General features: G+C 48.4%; 21 protein-coding genes. 19 read left to right on the top strand and 2 right to left on the bottom strand.

Annotated features, from left to right (window positions below):
- Positions 1-44 precede the first annotated feature (44 nt).
- From CLFS41_RS24585 to CLFS41_RS24540, 10 genes are all read left to right on the top strand, one after another.
- The gene (locus tag CLFS41_RS24585; protein WP_007862703.1) at positions 45-404 is read left to right on the top strand and encodes a nucleotide pyrophosphohydrolase; all 360 of its coding nucleotides are present in this window, start codon (positions 45-47) and stop codon (positions 402-404) included.
- A gap of 219 nt (positions 405-623) precedes the next feature.
- Positions 624-1,040 carry a YjdF family protein gene (locus CLFS41_RS24580; protein ID WP_007862701.1) on the top strand — a complete coding sequence of 139 codons (417 nt, stop codon included), beginning with the start codon at positions 624-626 and terminating at the stop codon, positions 1,038-1,040.
- A gap of 206 nt (positions 1,041-1,246) precedes the next feature.
- Complete coding sequence (locus CLFS41_RS30160; protein WP_045093807.1) at positions 1,247-1,537, top strand: hypothetical protein; 291 nt, start codon at positions 1,247-1,249, stop codon at positions 1,535-1,537.
- The gene (locus tag CLFS41_RS24570) at positions 1,497-2,273 is read left to right on the top strand and encodes a PIG-L family deacetylase (protein WP_045093806.1); all 777 of its coding nucleotides are present in this window, start codon (positions 1,497-1,499) and stop codon (positions 2,271-2,273) included. The genes CLFS41_RS30160 and CLFS41_RS24570 overlap by 41 nt, the downstream gene beginning before the upstream one ends.
- Positions 2,266-3,216: a hydroxyacid dehydrogenase gene (locus CLFS41_RS24565; protein ID WP_045093805.1), complete on the top strand. Its 951-nt coding sequence runs from the start codon at positions 2,266-2,268 to the stop codon at positions 3,214-3,216. Before CLFS41_RS24570 ends, CLFS41_RS24565 begins: the two co-directional genes overlap by 8 nt.
- 27 nt (positions 3,217-3,243) lie before the next feature.
- Positions 3,244-4,332, top strand: coding sequence for a TRAP transporter substrate-binding protein (locus CLFS41_RS24560; RefSeq protein ID WP_052665857.1), 1,089 nt, complete (start codon positions 3,244-3,246; stop codon positions 4,330-4,332).
- Positions 4,333-4,423: 91 nt separating this feature from the next.
- Positions 4,424-4,948, top strand: a complete 525-nt coding sequence (locus CLFS41_RS24555) for a TRAP transporter small permease (protein WP_045093804.1) — start codon at positions 4,424-4,426, stop codon at positions 4,946-4,948.
- Between the two features lie 15 nt (positions 4,949-4,963).
- A complete protein-coding gene (locus tag CLFS41_RS24550; RefSeq protein WP_007862693.1) occupies positions 4,964-6,253 on the top strand; it encodes a TRAP transporter large permease in 1,290 nt (429 codons plus the stop codon).
- A gap of 200 nt (positions 6,254-6,453) precedes the next feature.
- Positions 6,454-7,050, top strand: coding sequence for a fumarylacetoacetate hydrolase family protein (locus tag CLFS41_RS29620; RefSeq protein WP_161797508.1), 597 nt, complete (start codon positions 6,454-6,456; stop codon positions 7,048-7,050).
- Positions 7,047-8,216, top strand: coding sequence for a mandelate racemase/muconate lactonizing enzyme family protein (locus tag CLFS41_RS24540; RefSeq protein ID WP_045093803.1), 1,170 nt, complete (start codon positions 7,047-7,049; stop codon positions 8,214-8,216). The genes CLFS41_RS29620 and CLFS41_RS24540 overlap by 4 nt, the downstream gene beginning before the upstream one ends.
- Here the strand turns inward: CLFS41_RS24540 and CLFS41_RS24535 are convergent.
- Positions 8,213-9,127, bottom strand: a complete 915-nt coding sequence (locus tag CLFS41_RS24535; protein ID WP_045093802.1) for a LysR family transcriptional regulator — start codon at positions 9,125-9,127, stop codon at positions 8,213-8,215. The genes CLFS41_RS24540 and CLFS41_RS24535 overlap by 4 nt on opposite strands.
- Before the next feature lie 208 nt (positions 9,128-9,335).
- On the opposite strand from CLFS41_RS24535, the gene CLFS41_RS24530 reads away from it, so the two are divergent.
- On the top strand, positions 9,336-10,247 hold the full coding sequence (locus CLFS41_RS24530; protein WP_045093801.1) for a YafY family protein: 912 nt from the start codon (positions 9,336-9,338) through the stop codon (positions 10,245-10,247).
- 127 nt (positions 10,248-10,374) lie between these two features.
- The gene (locus tag CLFS41_RS24525; protein ID WP_045093800.1) at positions 10,375-10,743 is read left to right on the top strand and encodes a TfoX/Sxy family protein; all 369 of its coding nucleotides are present in this window, start codon (positions 10,375-10,377) and stop codon (positions 10,741-10,743) included.
- A gap of 115 nt (positions 10,744-10,858) precedes the next feature.
- Here CLFS41_RS24525 and CLFS41_RS24520 read toward each other — a convergent pair whose 3' ends face one another.
- A complete protein-coding gene (locus tag CLFS41_RS24520) occupies positions 10,859-11,794 on the bottom strand; it encodes an AraC family transcriptional regulator (RefSeq protein WP_045093799.1) in 936 nt (311 codons plus the stop codon).
- Positions 11,795-12,135: 341 nt separating this feature from the next.
- On the opposite strand from CLFS41_RS24520, the gene CLFS41_RS24515 reads away from it, so the two are divergent.
- The 7 genes from CLFS41_RS24515 (at position 12,136) to CLFS41_RS24485 (ending at position 18,591) form a co-directional block, all read left to right on the top strand.
- The gene (locus tag CLFS41_RS24515) at positions 12,136-13,602 is read left to right on the top strand and encodes a Na+/H+ antiporter NhaC family protein (protein ID WP_045093798.1); all 1,467 of its coding nucleotides are present in this window, start codon (positions 12,136-12,138) and stop codon (positions 13,600-13,602) included.
- Between the two features lie 138 nt (positions 13,603-13,740).
- Positions 13,741-14,454, top strand: a complete 714-nt coding sequence (locus CLFS41_RS24510) for a CAP domain-containing protein (RefSeq protein WP_045093797.1) — start codon at positions 13,741-13,743, stop codon at positions 14,452-14,454.
- Between the two features lie 513 nt (positions 14,455-14,967).
- Positions 14,968-15,843, top strand: a complete 876-nt coding sequence (locus tag CLFS41_RS24505) for a branched-chain amino acid ABC transporter permease (RefSeq protein WP_007862673.1) — start codon at positions 14,968-14,970, stop codon at positions 15,841-15,843.
- Between the two features lie 15 nt (positions 15,844-15,858).
- Complete coding sequence (locus tag CLFS41_RS24500) at positions 15,859-16,839, top strand: branched-chain amino acid ABC transporter permease (RefSeq protein WP_052665852.1); 981 nt, start codon at positions 15,859-15,861, stop codon at positions 16,837-16,839.
- Positions 16,836-17,606, top strand: a complete 771-nt coding sequence (locus CLFS41_RS24495; RefSeq protein WP_007862669.1) for an ABC transporter ATP-binding protein — start codon at positions 16,836-16,838, stop codon at positions 17,604-17,606. Before CLFS41_RS24500 ends, CLFS41_RS24495 begins: the two co-directional genes overlap by 4 nt.
- Positions 17,607-17,609: 3 nt before the next feature.
- On the top strand, positions 17,610-18,317 hold the full coding sequence (locus CLFS41_RS24490; RefSeq protein WP_007862668.1) for an ABC transporter ATP-binding protein: 708 nt from the start codon (positions 17,610-17,612) through the stop codon (positions 18,315-18,317).
- Between the two features lie 40 nt (positions 18,318-18,357).
- On the top strand, positions 18,358-18,591 hold the full coding sequence (locus CLFS41_RS24485; protein ID WP_007862667.1) for a hypothetical protein: 234 nt from the start codon (positions 18,358-18,360) through the stop codon (positions 18,589-18,591).
- Positions 18,592-18,675 lie beyond the last annotated feature (84 nt).

Below are 18,675 nucleotides of genomic sequence, written 5' to 3'. Positions count from 1 at the left end.
AGTGATTTTTATGAAGTTATTTAATGAAATGTGGGAGAGAAGCTATGGATGAAACAATAACAATAGGGAGTATGAAGAAGATTGTAAAAGAATTCTGCGAGGCCCGAGACTGGGACCAATTCCATAATCCCAAGGATCTGGCAATCGGGATATCCACAGAGGCCAATGAATTACTGGATATATTCAGATTCCAGTCAGAGGAGCAGATGAGGGAACTGATGTCAGACCAAACAGTACGCAGCCACATTCAGGAGGAACTGGCGGATACACTTTTCTTTCTTTTAAGGTTTGCCCAGATGAATGATATTGATCTTTATGATGCGCTGACTGATAAAGTGAACAAAAACGGTCAGCGGTATACCATTGAGAATTCTAAAGGAAAAAACATAAAAATACATGGATAGAGATTAAGAGATACGCTGGCGCATTCCCCCTTCTTATAATATAATAGTGATTACAAAGATAAAAACACAGCGCATGTATCACATGCAGATCCGGTTGGTAGTCCGGACGGAAGACCCCTGTTCCTTTGCCGGAACCGGTATTGGCAGGCAGTTCTTCTAAGTAGCCCTCCTCCTTGGTCGTCCATTCTTTGTTCATAACATCTTAAAGGAGGAATTGTCATGGACAAAGTATCGGTAGCGCTGAGAGTATTTTTTGAGGATCCTTTCTGGATCGGCATCCTGGAACGGGTGTCGGAGGGCAGGATGACTGTGAGCAAAATAACCTTTGGCCCGGAGCCAAGGGATTATGAGGTACAGGAATTCCTTATGAAAAATTACTACAGTCTGCGGTTCAGTCCGGCTGTGGCAGCTGCTGTAAAGGAGAACCATGTAAATCCAAAGCGCATCCAGCGTCAGGTGAGAAGGGAACTTCAGGATACGGGCATGGGAACCAAATCCCAACAGGCCCTGAAACTGCAGCAGGAGCAGATGAAGACTGACAGAAGGGCCGTGAGCAGAGAGAAAAAGGAAACGGAGGCCAGACGCCAGTTTGAACTGAAACAGCAAAAAAAGAAGGAAAAGCACAGGGGCAGGTAATACTGCCTCTGTGTTTTTTTGCCATAAAATCAGGCTGATTCTGTTTTTTCCGCGCATCGCCAATCTCTAAGATTTACTTAGAGAGCTATTGTGATTATGCGTTTTACTTGTATTTGTATATTAATTATAATAAAGACATAAAAAACATCAACATATTATACATTGTGACGGTCATTGGACGATCTGAACCATTGGATGTCTGCTAAATGGAGTTATCACCTGTGTGTACGGAAGCGGCACAGGCTGCGGAAAGCTATACCAGTTTTTACCAGCAGGAGATACAACGGTCCTGTGTTACAGTAAAAGTAATGTTAAATGTTTCCAGCACAGGACTGGTTGGCCCTCAGCCGGAGGATATAAGACCTGATGGCATTATGGAAAACCCCAAAAAATCCATTATGGCAGCCGTGGAGCCGGCCGGAGTCTGTAATATGTTTTGGAAAGGAACCGCAGGATATGAGCAAAAAAATGCTGGTGGTCAGCGCACATGGCGCTGACTGGTGTACAAGGGCCGGAGGGACTATTTTAAAATATGTAAACGCCGGCTGGGAGGTAACGGTATATGCCCTGACCTTTGGTGAACACGGTGAATCAGGGGCTTACTGGAAGGATCATTGGGGGACCAATGTGGAGGAGGTGAAGCATTGCCGCAAGACGGAAGCCCAGGCAGCGGCAGCGTTCATGGGAGTAAAAAGGATCGAGTTTTTTGACTATGGGGATTATCCTCTGGATATGGGAACTTCCAGAGTACAGGATCTGATCTGCCGAATCATGGATCTGCGCCCGGATGTGATATTGACCCACTGGATTGACGATCCCTTTAACATGGACCATGAAATCACAGGCAAGGCGGTTGTCAGGGCTGTCAGTGCATGCGGGATGAGAGGAGCTATACCGGATACGGATCCCCACTTTATTCCGGATATCTTTTTCTTTGAGACCACCATGCCCCATTCGGAATTTAATCATTTTGAGATAGACACATACCTGGACATTGGAGATGTCTTTGAGAAAAAGATACAGGCGGTCAAGCTGTTTGCAGCCCAGCCCCAGCTGGTGGAATACTACACCCGGTGTGCAAAGAACCGGGGGGTACAGGCAAATGACTGGTCAAGGGGCAGGCGCAGTATCCAGTATGCAGAGGGATTTAAGCGGTATGTGCCTTATCTGGGGGACTGTCTGCCTGTATCATCATTGGAGGAGCGTTTTATCAAGGAGGACGGATATGTATAAAATACTGATACCGGAGGATATTGCCCAATCAGGAAAACAATATCTTACCGACCGGGGGTATGAACTCAGGGTAGGGGTCCCCACGGATGTGGAAAGCTTAAAGCGCGAGATCGAGGATGCGGATGGGCTGATCGTGAGGAATGCCAGATACCCAAAAGAGGTGCTGGAAGCCGGAAAAAGGCTGAAGGTCATTGGACGCCACGGAACAGGGGTGGACAATATTGCAGTGAAGGAAGCTGAATTGCTGGGAATCCAGGTGGTTAACGGCCCCACTGCCAATATCAATGCTGTGGCGGAGTATACGGTGGGGCTGATACTGGCGCTGAGCTGCGGCCTTGTGCAGGCGGACCGGAAAACCCGGGCCAAGGACTGGACATACCGTTTATCCATGGAGCGATATGAGATTAAGGGTAAGACCCTTGGTCTTGTGGGATTTGGACGTATTGGCCATCTGGTGGCGGATAAGGTTATAAGTGCCCTGGGCATGGACGTTATTGCATATGATATCCATTCAAATGCCCATCCCTTATCAGGAATCCGTTTTACCGGCTGTTTGGATGAGATTTTGTATGAAGCGGATTTTGTGTCCCTTCATATCCCATCCACACCTGAGACAAGGGGAATGTTTGATTACCAGTTGTTCTCTATGATGAAAAAGGGAGCTTATTTTATTAATTGTGCCAGAGGCGATGTCTATGTGGAGGAGGATCTGGTGCGTATATTAAAAGAAGGACATCTAAGTGGAGCGGCGCTGGATGTTTACAGCCAGGAGCCGCTGAAGGACAGTCCTCTGCTGTCCATGGAACAGGTAATACTGTCTCAGCATAACTCAGGGCTTTCCGAGGAGAGCAAGGACAGAATGTCACTGTATGCAGCCATGGGAGTAGATGAGGTACTGACAGGCAGGACACCTGCATGGCCGGTCAATAAACCACAAAAGTAAAAAATAAAAACCAGGAGGGTTAAGACTATGAGAAAAAGCAAACGTTTATTAGCACTTGCAATGGGGATGACACTGGCGGTAGGAATGACTGCCTGCGGTTCCAAGGAGGCAGCGCCCCGGACAACAGCGGCAGCGGCCCAGGACAGCCAGGCAAAGGACAGCCAGGAGGACAAGTCCAAAGACAGCGCACCAGCCGGAAAGGATGCGGCTCCTGCGGCATCGGAAACTACATATAACTGGAAATGGGGAACAGTGGATTCCACATCCAACCCCAATTATGAGGCCATGGAGTATTTTTGCACCTTGCTGGATGAGAAAGCGCCTGGGAAATGGTCCATCCAGATCTATCCGGACTCCCAGCTGGGGGATGCGTCCCAGTTGTGTGAATCCGTCCAGATGGGTACTCTGGAGATGGCCTGTCCTGCCAGCTCCATTGTTGCAAACTATGTGCCGGATTACGGTGTGTTCGACATGCCCTATCTGTTCACCACGGCTGAAGATGTGGATGCTGTCCTGGACGGTGAGATTGGTGCAGAACTGGCGGCCCTGGCCGACAATGCCAACATGAAGCTGGTGGCATGGTGGGAGATCGGCTTCAGATGTCTTGCCAACAATGCCCGGCCTATCAACTCAGTGGAGGATGTAAAAGGGCTCAGGCTGAGGGTTATGAGCAATGAGGTGCACCAGGCTCTCTGGACCGCACTTGGGGCGGACCCGGTGCCCATGTCCCTGTCCGATGCCTATGTGGCCAACCAGAACGGTACCATTGACGGCCAGGACAATCCCCTTCACTCCCTGATCGCCAATTCCACCTTTGAGGTATGCCATTATATTGCAGTGACCAACCATGTGTACAGCCCTCTGGGGGTCATCGTGTCCCCCAAGGCCTGGGCATCCATGTCCCCTGAGGACCAGGAACTCTTTATGGAATGCATGAAGGAAGCCACAGCGAACCAGAAAAAGCTGGTGCGTGAGCAGAATGAGAAGGCGGCCAAGGAGTTGGAGGAAAAGGGATGTGAGGTGACCTATCCGCAGCTACAGCCGTTTGTGGACAAGATGGAGGTGGTGTACGAACAGTATCCCCAGTTTTCCGTATGGCTGGATAAGATCAAATAGGATAGGTGTAACATGTATGATATATGTAATATGTATGATATAGGGGGCATGGGCGAATGTGTAAGGATGTAACGGAAGGAGCTGTGGATCGGTGAAAACCATAGACAAGATCAATTTACAAATCCAGAGGGTACTGGATGTGTTCCTGGGAGTTGCCAGCGTGGTCATGCTGGCAGTGAACCTGGCCCAGGTGCTGGGGCGGTATGTGTTCCATTCCAGTATCACCTGGTCGGAGGAACTGAGCACCTATATGTATGTGTGGATCATCTTCCTGGCGTTGTATGCAGCCTGTAGGGAGAGGAATGAACTGGGGATCGAGGTCCTGCGGTTAAAAGATATGAAAGGGAGAAGGACGGTCCTGATGGTCCGTGAACTGCTGGGTCTGGCCGCCTGTGCGGCCTTCCTGTACGGAAGTGTCCTGATGATCAGAAACTCCCTGGCGTTCCCGCAAAAGACCGCGTCCTTAAAGATCATCACGGCATACCTGTATTTCTGTATGCCGCTGAGCTTCACGCTCTTGGTCTGGATGAAGGCAGTGCATATCATCCATGATATCCGTTTTTTGTCAGGCAGGGAGTCAGGCAGGGAGACGGACGAAGCGGGCACAGGGAAATAGAGGGGAGGAAGGGAAATGTCTACAGCAGCAATTGTTCTTATCGTATCCGTGATTGTCTTCGCGGTATTGGGAGTGCCCCTGGTGTGGTCGCTGGTTTTGGCCTGCGTCTGCTCCGTGGCGGCGGGAGGAACTTTGGATGCCCTGCCCATCCTGGTGCAGAGGATGTTTGCAGGGGGGCTGCAGTACTCCCTGCTGGCAATCTTTTTCTTTGTGCTGGCAGGTGCCATCATGCAGTATGGAGGGCTGTCCAAGCGCCTGGTGGATTTTGCCAACAGTCTGGTGGGGCATATCAGCGGAGGAGCTTCCCTGGTATGTGTGATCGCGTGTACATTTTTTGCAGCCATATCCGGGTCGGCGGTGGCCACCACGGCAGCCATAGGAGGGATCATGTATCCGGAACTGAAGCGCCTGGGATACCCGGAGGATTATGCAGCAGCCCTCCCGGCAGCGGCAGGAGTTCTGGGAGTCATCATACCGCCCAGTGTGCTGTTCATCCTGTACGGGAACGTGGCCAGCGTCTCGCCGGGTAAGCTGCTCATGGCAGGCGTGATCCCGGGTCTGATGGGGGCGTTTTTCATCTGCATCATGTGCTACGTGTTCGCAAAAAGGAAATCCTATCCAAGAAATGAGGGATTTGAGGCAAAAGTGGTGATTAAGACCCTGAAGGATTCCATTTGGGCCCTGCTGATGCCCATTATTATTCTGGGAGGAATCTACACGGGGATCTTCACCCCCACGGAATCAGGTGTGGCGGCGGCAGCCTATGGGCTCATCTGTGCCACTGTGATCTACCGGGATATGGATCTTGCTTTATTCAGGCGCGTGATCAAAGAAAGCTGCCGGACAACAGCCAATGTGATGATTCTGTGCATGGCGGCCACCTCCTTCAGCTACCTGCTCACCATTTACCAGATACCCGCGACACTGAGCCGGTTTCTGATTGCCAATGTGAGCAACCGCTACATGTTTATGATCGGAGTGATCATCCTGCTCCTGTTCCTGGGGATGTTTATGGATGTGGCGGCTTCTATCCTGATCCTGGCCCCCATGCTGGCTCCGGTGGCAGTGGCCTTTGGCATTGATCCCATCCAGTTCGGCCTGATCTTTGTGTTCACCATGGCGATTGGCCAGGCCACACCACCCTTTGGGACGAACCTGTTTGTGGCCTGCGGTTACAGCGGAAGGTCAGTGATGTCCATAGGGAAGCACTCCCTTGTATTCTGCAGTGCTTTGGTGCTTGTGATCCTGCTGTGTATGATATTCCCGGGCATTTCCACATTGCTTCCAGGCGTTATGACCCAGTAGGCGGTCTTAAGGGGAGGGAAATATGAAGTATGTAAGATTTTGCAGTCCGGACGGACATGTTGGAAGGGGTATTTTATCCGGACAGGAGATAGAAGAACTGGAGGGGGATATCTTTTCACAGTACCGGCTGATTGGAAGAAAGTACGGATTGCGGGAGGCAAAACTGCTGCCGCCCTGTGAGCCGGGGAAGATCGTGGGGGGTGGGCGCAAATTACAAATCCCACCTGAGCGGCAAACATATGGATCCGCCCTCCTGCCCCAGACTTTTTATAAAGCCTGGTTCCTCGGTCATTGGGCCGGATGATAGGATCATCTGTCCGGATCCTGCCCATACGATCCACTTTGAAGGGGAACTGGCAGTGGTGATGGGGAAACGGTGCAGCAAAGTTCCGGAGGAAAAAGCATTGGACCATGTGTTTGGATACACCTGCATCAATGATGTGACAGACAGGACCATGCTGGAAGAGGACGGGCAGTGGACCAGGGGAAAGGGGGTGGATACATTTGCTCCTCTGGGTCCTGTCATCGCGGATGGGATCGATGGAGGCGATTTGATCCTTGAGACACGGGTCCAGGGGCAGGTGAGGCAGCATATGAGCACGTCAGACCTGTATTTCCCCATCCCATTTCTCATTTCCTTTATCTCAACGTATATGACACTGTATCCGGGCGATATGATTGCTACCGGTTCACCGGTGGAAATGGGCCCACTTAAAGTGGGGGAGACGGTTGAAGTGGAAATACAGGGAATTGGCATCTTAAAAAATAAAATGACAGTAAAAGAGGTAAAACCATGAAGATAGAGAAAGTGGAATGCATTCCCATGGTATATCCCTTGGAGGAACCAATCTACAGCGGTGTGGGAAAATGCAGCCAGAGGCAGCTGCTTCTGGTTCGGATCTATACGGACAATGGCCTGGTAGGGCTGGGGGAGGCGGCTGCCTACGGAGGGCCGGTGCAGTCCACATTGACAGTGCTGGAACAGGAGATCGCCCCTATGCTCATAGGGGAAGACCCAAGGGATGTGGAGCGTATCTGGCACAAGTGTTTCTTTGCGCATTTTCAGCACGGAAGGTCAGGAATCCTGATCTCCGCCCTGTCAGGAGTGGATATTGCACTGTGGGACCTGCTTGGAAAATCTGCATTAACCCCTCTCTACCGGCTGCTGGGAGGATTTAAGAGATCTGCTCCCGTGTATGGCAGCGGCGGTTTTTATATGGAGAACAAGGGGATCAGGGAGCTGGTGCAGGAAGCGGAGCATTACGCTGACATGGGGATGAGGGGCGTTAAGATCAAGGTTGCCCGCACAGATACCCCGTTTTCCCTGGGAGTATTTAACCGGCCGGACAAGTGCAGAATGGTGACCATGGAGGAGGACATTGAGCGGGTGGCTGCTGTGAAAAAAGCCCTGGGAAATGACTGCCAGCTTATGCTGGATGCCAATGCGGCCTGGAGTTACCCGGATGCGCTGGCTGCGGGAAAGGAATACGATAAGCTGGGCATCCATTTTCTGGAAGAACCCGTCCGCACGGATGATTATGAGGGAAGCGCCCGGCTGGCTGCTGACCTGGTGACCAGGATAACCGGCTATGAGACAGAATGCCTGGCCACTAATTATATGAGGATGATACGGATGGGGGCAATGGATATGGTACAGCCTGACTTGAGCTGGTGCGGCGGCATCACACAAGCCAGAAAAATTGCAGCCATTGCAGAGGCCAATTTCATGGAATGCACAACCCATGTCTGGTCTTCCGGTATCCTCTTGGCCGCCAGCGCGCATTTCACTTGCGCGATTCCCAATGGGGCAACCATGGAATATGACCTGAGTGATAATATATTCAGGGATGGGCTTTTAAAGGAACCCCTGTGTCCCGACAGCAGCGGAGTGATCACTTTAAGTGATGCTCCGGGTCTGGGCATCGAACTGAGGGAAGAGATCATAGAGAAATACAGGATCTAGCCCTTTTGGTTTTCCCAATATTCCTTGGCAAGTTCAATAAAGTCCCGGGCAGCGCTGCTCAGGTATATATCTTTGCGGTAGGAGATGGCCAGGTCCCAGCAGGGGTGACCGGGAAGGGCAAAATATACCACGCCTTCCGGATATTTCCGGGAATAAAAATAGGGCACCACACCGCAGCAATAGGTGGACTGGACCATCATTAAGATACTGACCGTGTTGGATGTCTCAAATAGGAGGCTGGGCTCAAAGCCCGCCTCCTTAAATGCGTTATCCACAATTTCATGCAGGGAGGATTCCTTAAATAAAAGTACAAAAGGAGTGTCCTTTAGCAGGTCCAGGTTGATCACTGCCAGAGGCCGGCCGGGAGGATTGGCAGATCCGGCGGCTGGATGGGATGCAGGAAGGGCCAGCACCATTTCCTCGGAAATCAGGTTTTCATAGCAATCATTGGTCCGCTGCTCCCTGGAAAGGGCGAGGAAGCCCATGTCAATGGAGCCCTGGACAATGGCTTCCTGCTGCTTGTACACATTCATTTCAACCGGTCTGAGGTCCAGACCGGGATAGCGTGAATGAAGTTCCGGGTAGAGGGAAGCAAACATATAGATCCCTCTGCCATGGGTCAGTCCGATGGTAAGCGTGCCTGTTTTGGAATCGCAGATATCCTGGATCCGCGTATAGGTGTCGTGCTTGATCTTTAACGCATCCCTGGCACCTTCCACATAAATCTTTCCTGCTTCCGTAAGGTGCCAGTTTGTCCTGGAACGGTGAAACAGTCTGGTTCCCAGCTCCTGCTCCAGTTTCAGGAGCTGCTGGTTAAGGGCTGACTGGGAAATGAAGAGTTTTTCAGATGCTTTGGTTATATTATTTTCTTCTGCTATCTTAACGATATATTCTAATAATCGGAAATCCAATGCTGTATCTCCTTTGCGATTGATTGCATGATATGCCCCGGCATGGCAGTACCGCTGGTCTGTCCGGTTAGCTTATTTATACAATAAAACAGCCGCAACTGCAAGCAAGGGGGGATATTTCTTCCATTAGAAAGCAATTCTCAAACAGGCCATTGTGTGTTATGGTATATGATAGATGATATTCCATTTGCAGACGAGGTTAACACACATGAAAATAGACCGCCTTATTGGCATACTTTCCATTCTTCTCCAAAGAGAAAAAGTCACTGCGCCCTACCTTGCGGACAAGTTTGAGGTTTCACGGCGGACCATCAGCCGCGACATTGAGGATATCTGTATGGCCGGTATCCCTATTGTCACGGCAAGGGGAGCAGGAGGAGGCATTTCCATTATGGAAGGCTTCCGCATGGATAAGACACTTCTCACTTCACGGGAAATGCAGTCTATCCTGGCCGGGCTTCGCAGCCTGGACAGCGTGTCCGGTACAAGCCGGTACAAGCAGCTTATGGACAAGCTGGCGGTTGGAAACCAGGACCTGATCAATGTGGACAGCCATATTATGATCAACCTGTCCTCCTGGTACAAGGAATCCCTGACTCCAAAGATCAAGCTGATCCAGGATGCCATTGAGGACAGCTGCCTGATCCATTTTTCATACTATTCTCCGTCCGGGGAAACAGGACGGACCATTGAACCCTACACCCTGGTATTCCAGTGGGCGTCCTGGTATGTGTGGGGATATTGCTGTCTCAGACAGGATTACAGAATGTTTAAGCTGAACCGGATGGTGGATCTGGAACTGAAAGGGGAGCATTTTAAAAAGCGTGATATGCCTGCATATGAAAATGAACCCAATGGTCCCTTCCCCATCCGGTTCCGGGTAAAAGCCATCTGCCAGCCCCGGATCAAGTGGCGGGTGGTGGAGGAATTTGGAGTAGAGAGTCTGACAGAGATGGAGGACGGCAGGCTGCTTTTTCAGGCCGGATATTCGGACAAGGAGAATCTGCTGTCATGGATACTCAGCCTGGGAAGCCAGATCGAGCTTTTGGAACCGGCAGAATTCAGGGAGGACTTGTTACAGATTGCAAATGTACTTTGTAAGCAGTATGAGCAAACATGACATACAGTTGTCCTGTTTGCAATGGTACAATGAAAAAAGGAAACGGGGTGCTGTATGGAGAAGACCGTTACCTGCTGCGGCTGTATCTGTGATGAATGGGGCACTGGATTGAGAGGAGGTAAGACGGATGGCTTCAAGTTTGGACTATGTCCAGTATGTGGCGTCACAGCTGGCCGGCGCCGGCGTGATCACATATAAGAAATTATTCGGCGAGTACGGGCTGTGGTGCGGAGGTAAATTCTTCGGCACAGTGGAAGAAAACCAGTTCTACGTTAAGATAACGGAGGCGGGACACAGGATGCTGCCGGATGCAAAACCAACGGCTCCCCATGGAGGCCGGCCGGGAATGTACATGGTGGAGGACCTGGATGACGCCGGGTTTCTCACAGAACTTGTGATAGGGACGTGCGAAGCGCTGCCTGAGCCGAAGACTGGGAAAAGAGAGGGGAAGCAGGAGGGGAATAAGAAAGAAAACAAGGAAGAGAATAAGAAATAGAACAAGAAACAGGATAAGGGGAAGAAGCTTCTGTTCCCTTACATAAATGTTAATATAATAGATTCAGTCAGGCCTGCCCTTTTGGCAGGTCTTTTTTCGTTATCCCGCTGGTTGGCTATCCGTGGAGATTATGAAAAGTATTCCGGTATTTTTTTGGTGTATACCCAGTGTATTTTTTGAAGATTTTATAAAAATAAGACATTTCCGTAAAGCCGGCCGCACCTGCAACTTGGGCAATGGATAAGTTTGTGGTGCTCAACAGCCTGCATCCGGCAATGATTCGATATTGGATCAGATATTCGATGGGCGTTAAATGCAGGACATTGCGAAAACATCGGTTGCACTCGCATATACTGATGTCTGCGGCATCTGCGATCCTGGAAAGGGTTATTTTTTCACTATAATTTTCCTCAATAAAGGAAAGCATGGCTTTTACCCTTGACGATTGCTGTGTCAAATGCAGGCGATCCAGCAGTGTATCCCCATTGACCGGAATATTTTTAATAATGTCAACCCATGCATCCAGGACAAATGCCTTGATCTGGAGCTCATAGGCAGTGTCCTTTTGCAGCTTGCATTCAATGGCCTTATTCATCTTTAAGAGCACGGATGATCTCCAGGTTCCATCTTCCTTTAATAAAATATATTTGGCAGACGGGTTGTTCACAATAGGTACAATATATTTCTGATAGATATCTGTTTCCATCTTCGGACAGATGTAATGGGGAGGGATCTGGATACTAACCGTAGTGCAGCACTGGCCGCCCTCCTGGGCTAACCTGTGCAGGATATTGGAGTTGATGAGGATGCCCTGCCCCTTATAGATCAGAATCTCTTCCCCTTCAATGGTTGCCCGCAGCGTTCCCTTTGTGATCAAATTAAACTGAATGGAATAATGCCAGTGGTTCTGGGATAGATTGTTGGGTTGGTAGGCATCATTGTAGAATTCAATGGATGCCAGTGAAATAGATATCTCCTCGGACTGTTCGCTGAGTTCAAAATTCTTTGCCCCATCTGAAAATTCCATGGTTATTTTTTCTTCCTGGTTCATTTATATACCCCCCATCTTTCTATCTGATTGATAAAATAGTACAATAAAACGATAAAATAATCAATATTTAATGCAATACTGACAAAATAGTACAATAACCCGGGAAGATTAACCAGGATTTTTTAAAATAATCCTTTTATAATGGTTAAAAAGAAAACTGGAGAGGGGAGGAAATAAAACAGGAACATACGCCGGCAAATATAAGGAAGACCTGCTGCCGGGAGCAAGGTACATAAAAGCCGTTCATATAAGGCTTGAGATCACAAAAATATAAGTGTACGCCCGCAGATCTGAGTACCGGGAGATTCCAGGGGTACACATAAGTATTGAGGAGGAGAAAAATGAATCATGAAGTTCTTTCTTTCAGAGGTGGAAAGTACACTAGTTTGATCCCGTTTTTGCTGATGGTCGCAGGACTGCTGGGATGTTCTGCAATGGGGCTGGCTGCCATGGAGGCGTTCTGGGTGGTAGCCTGTGTATGTATTATGCTGGGGATGCTGCTGGCATCTGACTCGGCAAAGTACTTTGACGCCATCATTCATGGCGCGGCTTCCCCGCTGTATATCACTCCAATTTTCTGCTGGATATTTGCAGGTATGTTTGCAAGCATTCTGAAAGCCTCCGGCTTGGGGAATGGTCTGGTATGGCTGGGACTGACTTTTAATATCGGCAAGGGGTTCTTTGCAGGTATTACGTTTCTTGTTGCAGCAATCTATTCCACATCCAACGGTTCCGGCAGTTCTGCCATTGTGACCATTGGGGCGCTCTTATACCCGGCAGGTGTGGCATTGGGAGTCAATCCCCTTGTGATGGCCGGAGCCATTGTCAGCGGAGGCGCCTTTGGGGACAACCTGGCTCCGGTGTCTGACTCTACCATTGTGGCGGCTGCAACCATGGGGGTTGATATTCCCGGAGTTGTAAAGACGAGGCTTCCCTATACACTGGTGGCGGGCGCAATTTCCTTTTCCATTATAACGATCCTTGGATTTGTACTGGAAAGCGGAGTTTCCATTTCCACAGAACAGTATGCCTTGATCACAGGCCAGGCAGATCCCAAGGGGCTTATCATGCTTATTCCCGCCATTCTGGTGATCGTGCTGGCATTCAGGGGCATCAACCTGATCATGTGCATGTCCATCGGAGGTGTATTAGCCATTATTATGGGGATCCCGTCCGGACTCCTGACCTGGAACTCGATTATCCGCGTAACGGATACCGGTATCGGCGGTGCATTGATTGAAGGCATTTCCGGATTTATCGGCCTGATCGTGTTTATCATATTAAGCGCAGCAGTCATCCAGCCCATGATATCCAGCGGTGCGGTAGGCTCCCTTTTGGGAAAGATAAAGAAATATATTAAGACCCCCAGACAGGCTGAGGTTACAAACTGGTTTGTGATCGCGCTGTCCGCCTTCGGCCTATGTAATAATGTTACATCTCAGATTGTAGCCGGTCCCATCATGAAAGGTATTGCCGAGGAGTATCATATCTCCCTGTACAGGGCGGCAAATTTCTCCGATTCAGTACAGGCCATGTTTGGCTATACCATGCCATGGGGAGGGCAGAGTATTCTGATGTGCGCAACCGCAGCGGCGGCAGCGGCAACCTATTCCTGGTGTCCGGCCATTACTAACCCATTGGCCATGATCCCTTTTACTGTTCATGCTTTTGTAATCGCCCTCGTATTTCTTTTCTCAGCTATAACCGGAATTGGAAGAAAGCTGGATGAGAAGGTGGAAAGGCCGGAAGGCATTACGAAAGAGGTTTCAGACAGCATTCCGGAAACTATTGTTGAAACCATTGCCTGATTTTGTTCCTGATTCCATCAGATACAGTAATGGTTTCCAGAATTACCATCTATCTCCTAACGTATTTCCATTAATTATGTGGTATTATTCTTTTGTAACAAAAATGTAATATTTATGTAACAATAGGAGGAATATACCATGAGAAAATTATCAATTTGCCTACTGACAGCAGCAACTACTTTGGCAGCAGCAGGAGCGGTCCCTGCAACCGCATATGCTGCAACCGGTACATACAATATTCCAGGAGGAAAGGTGGTTGTGATTGGCGGCACTATGAACGGAGCTAACTGTGACCAGATTCTGCCGGGCATCAACCTTCCGGGAATCCAGTTTCCTGGAGTGAACATGCCGGGATCCAATGTGCCGGATAACAGCCTTCCTATGCCTGAGTTTCCGATTCCGGACTATCCGGGAAATATGCTGCCGGACCAGCCGGGTGACCTCACACCGGATCAGCCCGAGGCGGACGGAAGCCAGGATGCTTTTGCAAACCAGGTGGTAAAGCTGGTGAATGAGGAGAGGGCCAAGGCTGGTCTGTCACCGCTGACCGTACACAATGGAGCTGCCAGCGCTGCCCAGACCAGGGCAAGGGAGATTGAACGATCATTTTCCCATACAAGACCTGACGGAAGCAGCTTTAATACGGCACTGACCGCAGCAGGGGTCAATTTCAGGGGAGCAGGCGAGAACATTGCATATGGCCAGAGCACGCCTCAGCAGGTAATGGAAGGATGGATGAACAGCTCCGGACACAGAGCTAATATTCTGAATGCAAATTACACCTCCATCGGAGTGGGTCATTATAAGAATGCATCAGGGGTGGATTACTGGACACAGCTGTTTATTCAGTAAACCAGATTTTGTTTGACCAGGGTGAAGGATAGAAGATAGAGAATAGAAAAAAATATATTAAAGAGCGTTGGTGCCGATCATTGGGCCAGCGCTTTTTGCGATGGCATTACATATCTTGCTGCAAGCAATAAATGATATTAAATTCGGACAAAAAAATCATGGTGTTTCCAATGACTTTTCTGATTTGTGAAAGTGGGATAATCCGGCCTGAATGGGAGGAAAGGCCGTTTCAGTGTCCATGGAGGAATAGAATAAAAAGCAAATATTGTAATGTAAATGGCAGTTATTGTAATGGACTACAATTGAGTTGTCTGATAAAGTTATGAATAATAAAAAAAGGTCTGAAAGTGAATTGGCTAAAATGCAGTAACCTATGGGGAAACCAGATTCACCTGGCAAAAAACATGGTTGCCAGAAAGGGGGAAGATACAGTGATTCAAGCATTTTAGACCATATAAAAATTTTATATTATATATAAAAAATTTAATATATCTTGAAAGGAGAAAGGTAATCATGTTTCTACAGCATTTAGTTAATGCATTGAGTATTGGAAGCGTCTATGCGCTGCTTTCCATTGGTTACAATATGGTTTACGGTATTTTGGAAAAACTGAATTTTGCCCATGGAGATGTGTATGCAGTTGGATGCTTTGTGGTATTTTCCATGATTGGAACGGGGTGTAATCCAATTTTGGCAATTTTACTGGGATGTTTAGCAGGGTTTATCCTGAATGTTATTGTGGAGCGGTTTGCATACAGGCCGCTGCGGGATTCCGGGCGTGTGGCGCCCACCATTTCCGCTGTAGGTATTGCCTATATCATGAGGAATCTGATACAGCTGATCTGGGGGACTGAGACTTACAATTTTAATCTGGGGATCTTTGATATGTCCAGTATCAGTATTGGCGGAATCGTCATAGGAAAACTGCAGATCTATATTTTGATGATCTCCCTGGTATTGATGATGGTTATTTCACTCTTGCTGAAAAAAACCAAATGGGGTCAGGCGATCATCGGTATTTCACAGAGTATTCCGGCAGCTTCACTGATGGGAATACCGGCCAACCGTGTGATCTCTATTGTATACGGTCTGGGTGCGGTCCTTGGTGTGATCGGAGGACTTTTGTTCTGTTCCTACTACCAGATGATCTATATGGGGATCGGTTTTGCCTACGGTACCATGAAAGCCTGGATGGCAAGTATCTGGGGCGGTATCGGAAGCCTGAAGGGTGCGATCGTTGGAGCGTTTGCATTGGGGCTGGCGGAAACCTTTATTGGGGCCTACGTGTCATCTGCGTACAAGGATGCCTTTGTATGGCTGATATTTATCATTTTTATCTTAATCCGTCCACAGGGTATGTTCCCTGCACAGATTGCAGAAAAAATATAAGGAGGAGGAGAAGATATGAAAATGGACAGCATACTGAAACGGAAAAATTCTGTTTTATTGGTATTCCTGATTGTAGTTTGTACAATCCCGTTATTTGTTAAAAATACATATGCGTTAAAAGTGATCAACAATGTTATGATCTATTCCATCATTGCCCTTTCCATCAACCTGATCGTTGGATTTTCAGGGCAGCTGGATTTTGGAAGATCGGCGTTTGCCGGGATCGGCGGATATTTTTCAGCTATTATGATGAGCAGGCTGGGAGTTCCCTTTATTATCAGCTTTGTTGGCGGCGGACTGTTTGCCTGTTTATTGGGACTGCTGCTGGGAATGTTGTGCAGGTACTCCTCCTTTGACTATCTGACATTAATCACCATTGGATTCAGTGAGATCGTTCGGCTGATTCTTCAAAACTGGATCAAGGTGACAGGAGGAGCCTTTGGTTTTGTGGCGGAACGGCCTAAATTATTTGGATATACATTTGCAACCCATCAGTCCATGTTTTATTTTAACTTTGTTCTGCTGATTCTTTGTTACATTGTGATCCGCAGGATCACGCGGTCCAAAATGGGAAGAGCGTTTATGGCATTGCGGGATGACCCCATTGCTGCCGCTTATGCAGGGATTGACGTTGCGAAATATAAAATGATCAACTTTGCCGTGGCATCCTTTTTTACAGGGATCGCAGGCGCTGCACTTGTCCACTATACAATGTTTGCATCGCCCACTAATTATACCATAGATGAGTCCCTGATCATGCTCCAGATGCCCATATTAGGCGGCCTGGGAAGCCTTCCCGGATCCATTGTGGGAACCGTGATCCTCACTGTACTGCCCGAAATCTCCAGATCCTTCTACAATTTCCGGCTCCTGTTCATGGGCGCTTTGATGGTTATACTCATGCTGTTTGCACCCAATGGATTGTTTGGTGTGAACGGTATCAGGGATCAGATCATGGCATATATAAAACTCAGGAAAGGGGAAAAGAAAGAATGAAAGAAATATTAAAGATTGAAAATGTTTCCAAAAATTTCTCCGGACTAAAAGCGCTTTCCGATGTTTCCCTGGAAATCTATGAGGATGAGATCTTTGGACTGATCGGGCCTAATGGCGCTGGAAAAACAACACTTTTTAATGCGGTTTCAGGCTTTTCCATGCCAAGTTCAGGCAAGGTGTATTTTAACGGAAAAGACATGACCGGAAAAAAGACAACCGACTATGCTTTGGAGGGACTTGCAAGGACATTTCAGAATATCCGGGTATTTTCAAAAATGACGGTCCTTGAAAATGTAGCCGTGGGGATGCACAAAAACGTCCATACAGATCTCTTTTCCATTTGCATGAACAACAAAAAACAGAAAGAGGCTGAAAAACAGGCGTCTGAAAAGGCCATGGAAATACTGCGGTTTTTAAAGATTGAAAGATTCGCAGATGAGACAGCCGGAAACCTTCCATACGGTACACAGCGTCTTGTGGAGATCGCAAGGGCGCTGGCCAGTGAACCTAAACTCCTTTTGCTGGATGAGCCTACAGCAGGTATGAACCAGCAGGAAACCATGGAACTGATGATGCTGATCCAGGAGATACGAAAACAGGGTCCGGCCGTGCTGGTAATTGAACATAATATGAAATTCATGATGAGTCTCTGTCACAGGATTGCCGTCCTGAATTTTGGCCAGCTGCTGACATTGGGCGAGCCTGTGGCCGTGCAGAACGATCCTCAGGTAATCGAAGCCTATCTGGGAAATAGTGAGGAGGAATAGCATATGGCGCTGGAGGTAAAAGATTTAGTTGTAAAATACGGTGAGATTTCAGCGCTGAGAGGAATATCCTTTACAGCGGAAGACGGAAAGCTGACAACCCTGATCGGTTCAAACGGAGCGGGAAAAAGTACTCTGCTAAAGACAATTTCAGGACTCCTAAAACCTGCGGCAGGAAGCATCACGCTGGACGGCAGGGAGATTGGAGGAATGGAAGCTGACAAGATCGTGACCCTGGGTATTTCCCAGTGTCCGGAGGGAAGAAAAGTATTCCAGAATCAAACGGTTTATGAAAATTTGAAAATGGGAGCATTTACAAGAAAGGACAACGGGGTGGAGGCTGATATTGAAAATCATTTTAACACCTTCCCCAGGCTGAGGGAGAGACGCAACCAGCCGGCCGGTTCCCTTTCCGGCGGAGAACAGCAGATGCTTGTTATCTGCCGGGCACTGATGGCAAGGCCCAAGCTGCTTTTGCTGGATGAGCCGTCCATGGGATTAGCGCCGATCGTTGTCCAGGAAGTGTTTAATATCATTAAAGGTGTAAATGCCCAGGGCACATCCATATTGCTGGTTGAGCAGAATGCAAAACAGGCATTGAGAATTGCGGATTACGGTTATGTGCTGGAGATCGGTAATGTGGTTGCTTCCGATACGGCGGAGAACCTTCTGGCAAGCAAGGCCATCCAGGAAGCATATCTGGGCGGAGCTTAAGCGTACGAAAAACAGATTTTGTCTGAGGAGGAAGGGAAACATGAAATTCTATAAGATTGACGACATTGAAGGATTTTTTAGGACGGTTGACAAGTGTAAGGGCAGGGTTGAACTGCTCACCGAGGAGGGGGACAGGCTGAATCTGAAGTCACAGCTGACCAAATGTGTGTCTCTGGCCACATTTTTCTCAGGAGGGGAGATTAAGGAGATGGAAATCCTGACCTCGGATCCCGGGGATATGGACCAGCTGGTGAGATTTTGTATTTACCGTTAGATAAAAACTGATCTTTGATCATACATGATGGATGCATCTGTGAGGAAAACTCTAAGATGCATCCATCATTTTTATAGAAAAAGC

Origin of the sequence: Clostridium sp. FS41, from assembly GCF_000954015.1 — a bacterium.
Lineage (GTDB): Bacteria > Bacillota > Clostridia > Lachnospirales > Lachnospiraceae > Enterocloster > Enterocloster citroniae.
This window is presented reverse-complemented; position numbering and strand designations above follow the sequence as displayed.

Bases quoted from the DNA above. Each gene is read 5' to 3' on its own strand.
- CLFS41_RS24525 (WP_045093800.1), top strand. From the start codon at position 10,375: ATGGCTTCAAGTTTGGACTATGTCCAGTATGTGGCGTCACAGCTGGCC.
- CLFS41_RS24530 (WP_045093801.1), top strand. From the start codon at position 9,336: ATGAAAATAGACCGCCTTATTGGCATACTTTCCATTCTTCTCCAAAGA.
- CLFS41_RS24495 (WP_007862669.1), top strand. From the start codon at position 16,836: ATGAAAGAAATATTAAAGATTGAAAATGTTTCCAAAAATTTCTCCGGA.
- CLFS41_RS24585 (WP_007862703.1), top strand. From the start codon at position 45: ATGGATGAAACAATAACAATAGGGAGTATGAAGAAGATTGTAAAAGAA.
- CLFS41_RS24560 (WP_052665857.1), top strand. From the start codon at position 3,244: ATGAGAAAAAGCAAACGTTTATTAGCACTTGCAATGGGGATGACACTG.
- CLFS41_RS24550 (WP_007862693.1), top strand. From the start codon at position 4,964: ATGTCTACAGCAGCAATTGTTCTTATCGTATCCGTGATTGTCTTCGCG.
- CLFS41_RS24485 (WP_007862667.1), top strand. From the start codon at position 18,358: ATGAAATTCTATAAGATTGACGACATTGAAGGATTTTTTAGGACGGTT.
- CLFS41_RS24515 (WP_045093798.1), top strand. From the start codon at position 12,136: ATGAATCATGAAGTTCTTTCTTTCAGAGGTGGAAAGTACACTAGTTTG.
- CLFS41_RS24510 (WP_045093797.1), top strand. From the start codon at position 13,741: ATGAGAAAATTATCAATTTGCCTACTGACAGCAGCAACTACTTTGGCA.
- CLFS41_RS24570 (WP_045093806.1), top strand. From the start codon at position 1,497: ATGAGCAAAAAAATGCTGGTGGTCAGCGCACATGGCGCTGACTGGTGT.
- CLFS41_RS24580 (WP_007862701.1), top strand. From the start codon at position 624: ATGGACAAAGTATCGGTAGCGCTGAGAGTATTTTTTGAGGATCCTTTC.
- CLFS41_RS24505 (WP_007862673.1), top strand. From the start codon at position 14,968: ATGTTTCTACAGCATTTAGTTAATGCATTGAGTATTGGAAGCGTCTAT.
- CLFS41_RS24565 (WP_045093805.1), top strand. From the start codon at position 2,266: ATGTATAAAATACTGATACCGGAGGATATTGCCCAATCAGGAAAACAA.
- CLFS41_RS30160 (WP_045093807.1), top strand. From the start codon at position 1,247: ATGGAGTTATCACCTGTGTGTACGGAAGCGGCACAGGCTGCGGAAAGC.
- CLFS41_RS24520 (WP_045093799.1), bottom strand. From the start codon at position 11,794: ATGAACCAGGAAGAAAAAATAACCATGGAATTTTCAGATGGGGCAAAG.
- CLFS41_RS24500 (WP_052665852.1), top strand. From the start codon at position 15,859: ATGAAAATGGACAGCATACTGAAACGGAAAAATTCTGTTTTATTGGTA.
- CLFS41_RS24490 (WP_007862668.1), top strand. From the start codon at position 17,610: ATGGCGCTGGAGGTAAAAGATTTAGTTGTAAAATACGGTGAGATTTCA.
- CLFS41_RS24540 (WP_045093803.1), top strand. From the start codon at position 7,047: ATGAAGATAGAGAAAGTGGAATGCATTCCCATGGTATATCCCTTGGAG.